Origin of the sequence: Ruixingdingia sedimenti (assembly GCF_031432425.1) — a bacterium.
GTDB lineage: Bacteria > Pseudomonadota > Alphaproteobacteria > Rhodobacterales > Rhodobacteraceae > Ruixingdingia > Ruixingdingia sedimenti.
This window is the reverse complement of record NZ_JAVKPH010000028.1, coordinates 41,317-50,449: the sequence shown is the minus strand read 5'-3', so window position 1 is coordinate 50,449 and position 9,133 is coordinate 41,317. Positions and strand designations below refer to the sequence as shown.

The 9,133-nt window shown below is 66.1% G+C and carries 9 protein-coding genes; 1 reads left to right on the top strand and 8 read right to left on the bottom strand.

Translation table 11 applies throughout. The features are described from left to right. The 3 genes from RGD00_RS18350 to RGD00_RS18340 form a co-directional block, all read right to left on the bottom strand. Positions 1-2,590 (bottom strand): ATP-binding cassette domain-containing protein (locus tag RGD00_RS18350; RefSeq protein WP_310458730.1); only part of this gene is annotated, 2,590 nt, incomplete at its 3' end. Between the two features lie 11 nt (positions 2,591-2,601). Continuing rightward, the gene (locus tag RGD00_RS18345) at positions 2,602-3,684 is read right to left on the bottom strand and encodes a substrate-binding domain-containing protein (protein WP_310458729.1); all 1,083 of its coding nucleotides are present in this window, start codon (positions 3,682-3,684) and stop codon (positions 2,602-2,604) included. Positions 3,685-3,810: 126 nt separating this feature from the next. Then, positions 3,811-5,289, bottom strand: coding sequence for an amidase (locus tag RGD00_RS18340; RefSeq protein ID WP_310458728.1), 1,479 nt, complete (start codon positions 5,287-5,289; stop codon positions 3,811-3,813). 294 nt (positions 5,290-5,583) lie between these two features. On the opposite strand from RGD00_RS18340, the gene RGD00_RS18335 reads away from it, so the two are divergent. After that, positions 5,584-6,519: a helix-turn-helix domain-containing protein gene (locus tag RGD00_RS18335; protein ID WP_310458727.1), complete on the top strand. Its 936-nt coding sequence runs from the start codon at positions 5,584-5,586 to the stop codon at positions 6,517-6,519. A 48-nt stretch (positions 6,520-6,567) separates the two neighbouring features. On the opposite strand, the gene RGD00_RS18330 is transcribed toward RGD00_RS18335, so the two are convergent. The 5 genes from RGD00_RS18330 to nthA all read right to left on the bottom strand — a co-directional run bounded on the left by RGD00_RS18330 (position 6,568) and on the right by nthA (position 9,097). Then, entirely contained in the window at positions 6,568-7,341 is a 774-nt protein-coding gene (locus RGD00_RS18330; RefSeq protein ID WP_310458726.1) for an enoyl-CoA hydratase-related protein, read from the bottom strand. 89 nt (positions 7,342-7,430) lie between these two features. After that, on the bottom strand, positions 7,431-7,823 hold the full coding sequence (locus RGD00_RS18325) for a nitrile hydratase accessory protein (RefSeq protein WP_310458725.1): 393 nt from the start codon (positions 7,821-7,823) through the stop codon (positions 7,431-7,433). After that, positions 7,807-8,163: an SH3-like domain-containing protein gene (locus RGD00_RS18320; RefSeq protein WP_310458724.1), complete on the bottom strand. Its 357-nt coding sequence runs from the start codon at positions 8,161-8,163 to the stop codon at positions 7,807-7,809. The genes RGD00_RS18325 and RGD00_RS18320 overlap by 17 nt, the downstream gene beginning before the upstream one ends. Further along, entirely contained in the window at positions 8,163-8,477 is a 315-nt protein-coding gene (locus tag RGD00_RS18315) for an SH3-like domain-containing protein (RefSeq protein WP_310458723.1), read from the bottom strand. Before RGD00_RS18315 ends, RGD00_RS18320 begins: the two co-directional genes overlap by 1 nt. A gap of 14 nt (positions 8,478-8,491) precedes the next feature. Then, positions 8,492-9,097 (bottom strand): nitrile hydratase subunit alpha, encoded by a 606-nt coding sequence (gene nthA, locus RGD00_RS18310; protein WP_310458722.1) that lies wholly within the window; start codon positions 9,095-9,097, stop codon positions 8,492-8,494. Positions 9,098-9,133 lie beyond the last annotated feature (36 nt).

The following is a 9,133-nucleotide window of genomic DNA, read 5'->3' as shown; positions in this document are numbered from 1 at the left end:
CCGTGCTCAACGGCTTCACCGCGCTCGGCACGCCCATCACAGAGGTCGCAGGATAAATCTGTCCGGGGAAAGGGGAAGTCCGATCAGCAGCCGATTTGTGCAACAGAGCCGTCGCCACCGCCTTTTTCCGCGCGAGCGAGTAGGAAGCCACCGCCACGATGATCATCAGACCCAGCAGGATCGACCGATAGGCGTCGCTGAGGTCGAGGAAGGTCGTGACCGTGTTGATCTGGGTGATGAGAAGCGCCGCCACGAACACCCCGACAAAGGACCCCCGGGCGCCGAAAAGGCTGGCGCCGCCGACGACCACCGCCGCGATCGAGGCGAGCGTGTATTCGTTCCCGCTCAGCGCGTCGCCGATGCCCACCTGCCCGGCCATGACGAAACCGGCGACGGCGGCAAGCACCGAACAGCCGACATAGGCCGCAAGCCGCATCCGGCGTTCGGACACCCCGGCGACCCGCGCCGCTTCGACCCGCGATCCCATGCCGCGCAGCCGGATGCCGAAGATCGAGCGGAACAGCATGACTTCCAGCAGCACCGCGACCAGCACCGCAAGAATGGCGACCACCGGCAGGAAACCGATGCGGACGTTGATCGCGTCGAGGATGTCGAAGTCGATCATCCCGCCCGGGGTCGGCCGCAGCGTCAGCGAAATCGCCTGCAAGGCCATGAAGGTCGCCAGCGTCGCGATCATCGGATGCATGCCGACGGGATCGACCAGCGTCCAGTTGACCGCCCCGACAAGGATCGCCGCCAGAATGACGGCCGCAAGCCCCAACGCCAACTGCCCCCCGGTCGCGCCGGCGGGGTAGAAGAACGACAGGATCACCACCGTCATCCCCATCATCGGCCCCACCGAAAGGTCCAGCCCGCCGATCAGCATGAGAAGCTGTTGGCCATAACCGACCAGCGCCAACGCCGCGACCAGCAGCAGCATGCCGCCCAGATTGCGTTCGGTCAGGTAGAATTCGTTCGACGCGGCGGCGAACAGCCCCAGAAGGACCGACAGCCCGATGGCGACGGCCACCGGCGCCCAATGCCCCGACAGCCGGATGCCGAAGGCCTTCAGCGCGCCCGCCGCCGTATCCTGCCGCCGCCGCGATCCGGTGGAGGTCAGGACCTCGCGGAGGATTGCGGCCTCCGAGACATCCTCGCCCGCCAGTTCGCCGGCCACATTGCCCCGCGACATCACGAGGATGCGGTCGCAGAGCCCGGCCAGTTCGAACGCATCGGAGGATACGATGATGAAAGAGGTGCCCTTTGCCGCCGCATCCCGGATCAGTTGATAGATCGCCACGCGCGCGCCCACATCGACGCCCTGTGTCGGCTCGTCGATCAGGATCACGCCCGGCCCGGCCTCGAGCACGCCGGCGATCAGCACTTTCTGCTGGTTTCCGCCCGACAGCGCGCCGATGCGGGTTTCCTGGCTGGCGGTGCGGATGTCGAGCAGACCGATGGCCCGGTTCGCCGCCGCCTTTTCGGCGCCCGGGTCGATCACGCTCAGCGTCGCGAACCTGTCCAGCGCGCGAAAGCTGAAATTCTCGCGCACCGACAGGTCGGCGAACATGCCGTCCCTGTGGCGCGAGCCGGACAGATAGGCGATCCCCGCCGCGCTTGCGGTCGCGGGGCTGCGGCGGCGCAGGGCCGTGCCGTTCACCGTGAGCCCCCCTTGCGAAGGTTTCAGCCCGGCGATGGCCTGAAGCACCTCCAGCTTGCCATGCCCTTCCATCCCGGCAAGGCCGAGGATCTCGCCCCGCCGCAGCGAAAACGAGATCCCGTCGAAGCCGTCGCCGGAAAGCCCGTCGACCGACAGCGCGACGGCATCCCCCGCGCAGGCGGCTTTCCGGGGGAATTCATGTTCGACCGCGTTGCCGACGATCAGCTCCACGATCTGCTGTTCGCTCAGGCCCGCGGTCTGGCGGGTGCCCTGCGTCTCGCCGTCGCGCAGCACGGTGATCCGGTCCGAGATTTCCTGAACCTCGCGGATGCGGTGCGAGATGTAGACGACGCCCACCCCCTTTGCCGCCAGCGCCCGGATGCGTTCGAACAGGCGTTCCACATCGTCGCGCAGCAGATGTTCGGTCGGCTCGTCGAGGATCAGGATCTTCGGATCCGCGGCGAGGGCCTTGACGATCTCGATGATGAAGCGTTGCTGCGCGTTCATCTGGTCGACGCGGTGGGCCGCGTCGATGGTGTTCCCGGCATCCCAGGCGTCGATCTGCGCCTGTGCCCAGGCCAGCTTGTCGGAAATGCGGGGGCGCCGCGCCTGCGGCACCCCCATGTACATGTTGTCGGCCACCGACAGATCGGGCATCAGCGCCGGTTCCTGCCGGACGATGGCCATGCCCATGGCGCGGATGGCAGAGGTATCGCCCAATGGCGCCCCTGTTCCGGCGATGAAGACCTCGCCCTCTTCGGGGATCAGCGCCCCGCTCGCCACCGACATCAGCGTGGATTTCCCCGCGCCGTTTTCGCCGACGAGGCCGTGCACTTCCCCGGCCCGGACATCGAAGCCGACATTCCGCAGCGCCCAGACACCGGGAAACCGCTTCGATATGGATCTGACATCCAGAACTACGGCCGACATTCTGGCCCCCGTTACTTGAGAAGGTCGATCAGCGCCTGCGCGCTCAACTGGCCGGAAAGATCGGCGTCCGGCGGCAGTTCGGGCACGCATTCCGGCATGATCCCGGCCTCGCTGTCGGCATAGGTGTAGGACACCACACCACCGGGTTCGTTGTTTTCCGTCCCCTGGAAGATCGACATGGCCCGCCGCGCGGCGAACCGCACCAGCGTCGTCGTGCCGTCGAGCGAGAGGTATTTCCAGCCGTTGCCCGCCTCCTGATCCTTCAGGAAAAGGCAGTTCAGTTCGTTGCTGCTGGCAAGCGTGGCCTGCGCCGGGACGGGAAGGCCCGCCTGCTTGAACGCGTTGATCGCCGGTTGCGTGGTGACGCCGTAGTCGGAGGCGATGCCGTCGATCCTGGGATGTTTGGCGATCAGCGCGGCGATGGCCTGCTGGGTATCGACCGGGTTCCAGTTGGTCACGATATACTGGTTTTCCAGCAGCTTCATGCCCGGGTAATTGGCCAGCCGGGTGGAAAAGCCCTCCATGAACCGTTCCGATGAAGCCGCGCCCGGAGGGCCGCCGAGGAAGAACACATTGCCCTCTCCGCCGAGCGATTCCGCCAGCCAGTCGGCCCATTTGCCGCCGACGGCGATCGGATCCTGATAGACGATCGCGTCGTAGTCCTGCCCCACGGTCCCGCTCAATTGCGTGAAATAGGGAACGACGGTCACGCCGGCGCGCTTGGCCGACCGGAAGGCGGGGATCGAGGCGTCGCCGAAATGGGTGAAGGCGACGATGATGTCATAGCCTTGGGCGACGAGGCTGTTGATATGGCTGTTGTACGCCTGTGCGCTGCCGTTGGCGTCCAGATAGGTGATCCGTTCCACATTCGCGCATTTGGACATCTCGTCGCGGAATTCGGCCGCCGCGGTCTTGAACCAGGTGGCGCCGCCGAAACCGTCGACCAGCGCGACCGAGGCCGGCTTGTCGCCGCACATCGCCTTGATGTCGGCATGTTCGGCCATCGTCGCCTGCTGCGCGCTGGCCGCAGAGACCAGCCCGAGCGCCGCCAGCAGGGTCGCCGACAGGGCCGTGTTCCTAAGGATCGTTCGCATGGTCATTCCTCTCTGTTGATTGTTGGTATCTTTTCGCCGCGTATGACGGCCCGTTCGGCCGCAAGCGCATTCCGGCCGCCGGTTCTTTCGTGGTGTCGCGTCATGCCGCCCGGGGGCGGTGTCGTGTCAGCGGGGCGCCCCGGCACCGGCATCGGCATCGGCACGGGCACCGGCACGGGCCCTCTCTGCCCCGTTCGCCCTGACGAGGCCCTTCGGCATCTTGCGGTGCCAGTCGGTCATGGTCTGGTAGGCATGGCCCACACGGACGAGAACATCCTCGCGCAGATGCGGTGCGACGACCTGCATGCTCAGCGGCAGGCCGCGGCTGTCGATCCCGTTGGGCAGCGTTATGGTCGGGCTGCCCGAAAAGTTGAACGGCGCGGTGAAGCGCAGGATGCCGTTCAGCACCGAGGGATCCGCCCCGTATTCCCCCATCTTTTCCAGCGTCGGGATCGGCATCGGCATGGTCGGGATCAGCAGGCAGTCGACCCCGCCCATCATCGTGGCCAGCGATTCGGTGAAGGCGCGGCGCAAATGCGTCGCGCGCGCCACCGCCATCCCCGGGGTACGCCGCCCCTCGTCGATCAGTTGGGCCAGTTCCGGCCCGTATTCCGCCGCCCGGCCGGGATAGCTCGCCGCATGCGCAACCGCCGTCTCGATCGCGCACATCATGATCCATTCGGCCACCAGCGCCTCGTAATCGGGGAACCGCACATCGACGAAACGCGCGCCCAGATCCTCGAAAACGGCGATGGCGGCCTCGAGCGCGGCGGCAACCTCTGGGTCGACGCCGGACAGGGCATAGCTGCGGTCGATGCCGATCCGCAGGTCGCGGATGCTGCGACCGACTTCGGCCATGTAGTCCTGCACGGGCCTGTCGATCGAGGTCGGGTCGTTCGCATCCCATCCGGCGATGGCCTGAAGGATGGCGGCGCAGTCCTGCGCCGAACGCGCCATCGGCCCGACGTGATCCAGCGTATCGGCCAGCGCGAACACGCCGTGCCGGCTGACCCGGCCCCAGGTCGGTTTGATGCCGGTCAGCCCGCAGGTGGCCGACGGAAAACGGATCGACCCGCCGGTATCGGACCCGACGGTGCCGTAGCCCATGCCCGCGGCCGTCGCCACCGCGGATCCGGTCGAGGAGGAACCGACCCAGAGGTCCCGCCCCCAGGGGTTCGGCGGCGCGGGGATGCGGGGGTGGTGGCTGGTATAGGCGCCCTCGGTCATCGTCACCTTGCCGAGGATGACCGACCCCGCCGCCAGCAGCCGCGACACCACCGTGGCATTGTGGTCCGGGGTGTGGCCCGAATGGATCGTCGTGCCCCAGGTCGTCGGCGCGAAGGTCGTGTAGCACAGATCCTTCAGCGACAGCGGAACGCCATGCAGCGGCCCCTTGTGGATCCCCTTGGCGATCTCGACATCGGCCATCGCGGCACGCGCCAGCGCATGTTCGGAACAGACATGCAGATAGCTCATGTAGGTGCCGTCGATCTCGTCGATCCGCGCGAGCGTCGCCTCCGTCACCTCGGACGCCGACACCTCTCTCGACCGGATAAGACGAGCGACTTCCACCAGGCCCGCGTGCAGCAGATCGTTGCTCTTCATGATGTCGTTCCTCTGGTTTTCGATCCGTTGGAAAAGCCTAGCCGCGGTGCGCGAAGCAGGCTTGTCCAACGCAGACAACGCATTTGCATCAGAGCGCCATCGGCCGGGCACGCGCCCGGGGGATCGCCGGAAAAGGCCCCGCAAACGCTGCCCCCGCGGGCGCCGGGCCCGGCCGGGGCACGGCCCTGCCCGGCGGGGGCCGGGCCCTTCTTTCTCTTGACAGAAACGTGACGGCAACCGCTTGATCGTGCCGAGGTCTCCGCAACCGTAGCGCGGAGATGGGGGGAATGCGGGATGAAATCGCACTACACGACCGCCAATCTCGAGCGTGGCGACAAGTACGAATTCTGGCATGAAGTCGTTTGCAAGCAGTTCGTTACGGCGGACAGCGCCAGAAACTGCGAGGGCGGTTTCAACGCCGAACTGACCTGCAACCAGTTCGGGCGGATGCAGGTCAGCCGATTCGATGCGCCGCCCCACCGGTGGCGGCGCGAACGCAAGCACATCCGGGCCGACGATCAGGACATGTACCTGCTTGGCGTGCTGCGCAACGGCGAAGGCAGGCTGGAACAGAACGGCCGGACTGCGATCCAGAAAAACGGCAGCATCGCGCTTTACGACACGGCGCTGCCGTTCACCTATGATCTGTCGGCCTCCATCAACCTGCTGACCCTGCCGCGGACGGTGCTCGATTCCCGCGCCCCGCATGCCCGGCAGCTTCTGGCGCGGAACCTTGACTGCGATCCGGGGCTGGCGACGATGCTGTGCGAGATGATCGATTCGCTGCTCGACCTGAATGTCGAAACGCGGCAGTTCGCCATGGTCCGGGAACGGCTGGCGAATTCCTTGCTGGACATCGTTCTGGCCATCCTCGACCTGAACAGCGCGTCGCTGTCGGCGGACGACGTGGCGAACCCGAGCATGGAAAGAATGCTGACCTATGCCCGGGCCAACCTTGCCGATCCCGACCTGTCGCCGGCGGACATCGCAAGGTTCGGCGCTGTTTCGACGCGCACCATGAACCGCCTTTTCGGCAAGCTCGGGACAACCCCGATGCGGTGGGTCTTGCAGGAACGTGTCCGTCTGGGCGAACGCTATCTGCGCGAGGATTACGCCAAGACCGTGACCGAGGCCGCGTTCATGGTCGGCTTCAACGACATCAGCCATTTCAGCCGCAGCTTCAAGCAGTTGCTCGGCTATTCGCCCGAACAGATCCTGCGCCGGAACTGACGTGCGCCGGGCCGTCCCGGCGGCGGCCGGATCTCAGCGCGCAGGACCTCAGCACCCGGTCCAGCGCGCCCCGCGCCTTTCGGCGAAGGCGCGGGCGCCTTCCTTAGCATCCTCGCTGGCGATCAGCGCGCGCAGGTGCCGGTCGTTTTCCGCCCAACAGGTTTCCGAAACCGCGTCTTGCGCGCAGCGGGCAAGATCGAGGCTCGCGGAAATGGAAAGCGGCGCGTTTTCCGCGATGTCCCGGGCAAGCCGCAGCGCCTCGGGCAGCGGGTCGCCCTCGGTGATGCGGTTGATCAGGCCGAGGGACGCGGCACGTTCGGCATCGAAGGGCGCCCCGGTCAACAGGATCTCGTTCGCGATGGCCCGGGGCAGCAGCTGGCCAAGACGGAACGCACCGCCCGCCCCGGCGACGATCCCGCGCTTGCATTCGGGCAGGCCGAATATCGCACCGCGCACCGCCACCGCCATGTCGCAGGCCAGCATGATCTCGAACCCGCCTGCCAGCGCGGCGCCCTGCACCGCCGCGATCACCGGCTTGCGCCGCACCCGGCTTGCGAAACCGCCAAGGCGGCCGGGGCCGAACAGGATCTGTTCCGCCTCGCCATTCACGAAGGCCTTGAGGTCCATCCCCGCGCAGAAGACGGGGCCCTTCGCGGCAAGAACCGCGATGCGCAGGCTGTCGTCCGCCTCGATACCGTCGAAGGCCGCACGCAACTGCGCGCAGGTTTCCGCGTCGATCGCGTTGCGCTGTTCGGGGCGGTTCAGGGTGACGATGCCGATGCCGCCCGCGCGGTCCACCAGCACTTTGCGGGTTTCGACCATGGATGATGTCCTCGTGCCACGGGATCGGAAACCCGGGCAGCGGGCCTCCGGTTCGGCCCGGCGGCCAGAGCCGCCGGGACCTGCCGGCCTCAGCCGATGAAGATCGGGTCGCGCCGGGCCTCGTGATCATGCGGGACCGGGTTGTCGATCAGGTGCTGGTGACGCGCATCCAGCGCCGCCCCGTCGAAGATGCCCTTTCCCACGATCAGCTTTTCCAGCGTGGCCACCCAGATCTCGTAGTAGTGATGGCCGTCGTCGGTGGCGGGATCATAGATCCCTTTCGCCTCGAAATCCTTGATCTGTCTGGAAAAGGCATCGACCCACTCGCCCCAGGTGAAATGCCCCGCCTCGCTCAGCCTGACGGCGATCGCGAAGGCGCTTGCTTCCCAGGGGGCGTTGAAGACCGGCCCTTCGTCATCCTGCGGGATCCTGCCCAGGGCCCCGATGTCGGGCTGCCGCTCTTTGTCAATTGGCTGGCTCAATGTAATCCTCCCACAGCGAGATGATGATGACGAAGCCCGGGTCCGCATCCGGGCCCCAAAGCTCTTTCGCGGTGAAGCGCACGTTGTACATGTGCTGCGGGTTCTCGCCCTGCTGCAGCGCGTTCGTATCCGGGTAGACATAGCCGCCGCAGGCCTCGATGACCTCGCCGACCCTGCCCCGCACATACCGCGGCAACCGGGTATGCGTCGGGGAATGGATGTTCCTGGCGCGGATCATGTCGCCGGGCTTGAACCGGGGCGCGACATCGACCTCGCGGTCGGCCGGGCCGCCGGTGGCGACCAGTTCGTCCACACCCGAAGCGGGAAACATCGAAAGCATCACGCCGCCTCCCTTTCCTCGATTTCCTTCATCCGGGCGAGGATTTCTTCCTCGGTGACGGACCCGTTGGCGGCGATCCACATGGTCAGCGAATGCAGCCAATGTTCGTAATAATCGCTGCCGAGGTATTCCGCCGGCGGCATCTGTTCCATGCCATAGCGGAACATGTCGACATTGAAATGCCCCCCCGCGAAAGCGAGAATGAACATGCCGAACATCCGGCGTTCCCATTCCGCGTGGAAGACGGGCTCGTTTTCCTCGACCCGGATCGGGCCGAGACCGTGCATGCCACCCATATCTGCAATGGAATTCATGGCTCTCTCCTTCCTCAGGGGGTTTTCGCGAAGCCGACGCCGATCATGCTGTCCCGGGTGACAAGCTCGGCCAGGGCTTCCTCGCTCATGCCCTCGGTTCCTTCGGGGCGTTCGGGCAGGACGAGATAGCGCAGTTCGGCATTCGCATCCCAGACCCGGATTTCCTTGCCGTCGGGAAGCGTCACGCCGAATTCCGCCAGAACGCCGCGCGGGTCGATGACGGCGCGCGAACGGTAGGGGGCCGCCTTGTACCAGTTCGGCGGCAGGCCGAGCGTCGGCCACGGATAGCACGAACACAGGGTGCACACGACCATGTTGTGCACCGTGGGCGTGTTTTCCAGCACGACCATTTCCTCGCCCTGGACACCCGAATAGCCCAGTTCCCTGATGGCTGCGGTGCCGTCCTTCAGCAGGCGTTTCCTGTATTCGGGGTCGGCCCAGGCTTTCGCCACGACCCTTGCGCCATTGCGCGGGCCGATCTTGTTTTCATAGAGATCGACCAGCTTGTCGATGGCCGCGGGATCGACAAGGCCCTTTTCGACCAGCAGCGATTCCACCGCCTTGACGCGAAGCGCGACCCGCGAGCGGTGGTGATTGTGATCCTCGTGTACTGCGCCCATGGCAACCATTCCTCCTGTTGATGTTCCAGATTTTCC

Excerpts from the sequence above, each read along its gene's own strand:
- RGD00_RS18345 (WP_310458729.1), bottom strand. The coding sequence starts at position 3,684 with ATGCGAACGATCCTTAGGAACACGGCCCTGTCGGCGACCCTGCTGGCG.
- RGD00_RS18315 (WP_310458723.1), bottom strand. The coding sequence starts at position 8,477 with ATGAATTCCATTGCAGATATGGGTGGCATGCACGGTCTCGGCCCGATC.
- RGD00_RS18320 (WP_310458724.1), bottom strand. The coding sequence starts at position 8,163 with ATGCTTTCGATGTTTCCCGCTTCGGGTGTGGACGAACTGGTCGCCACC.
- nthA (WP_310458722.1), bottom strand. The coding sequence starts at position 9,097 with ATGGGCGCAGTACACGAGGATCACAATCACCACCGCTCGCGGGTCGCG.
- RGD00_RS18340 (WP_310458728.1), bottom strand. The coding sequence starts at position 5,289 with ATGAAGAGCAACGATCTGCTGCACGCGGGCCTGGTGGAAGTCGCTCGT.
- RGD00_RS18330 (WP_310458726.1), bottom strand. The coding sequence starts at position 7,341 with ATGGTCGAAACCCGCAAAGTGCTGGTGGACCGCGCGGGCGGCATCGGC.
- RGD00_RS18335 (WP_310458727.1), top strand. The coding sequence starts at position 5,584 with ATGAAATCGCACTACACGACCGCCAATCTCGAGCGTGGCGACAAGTAC.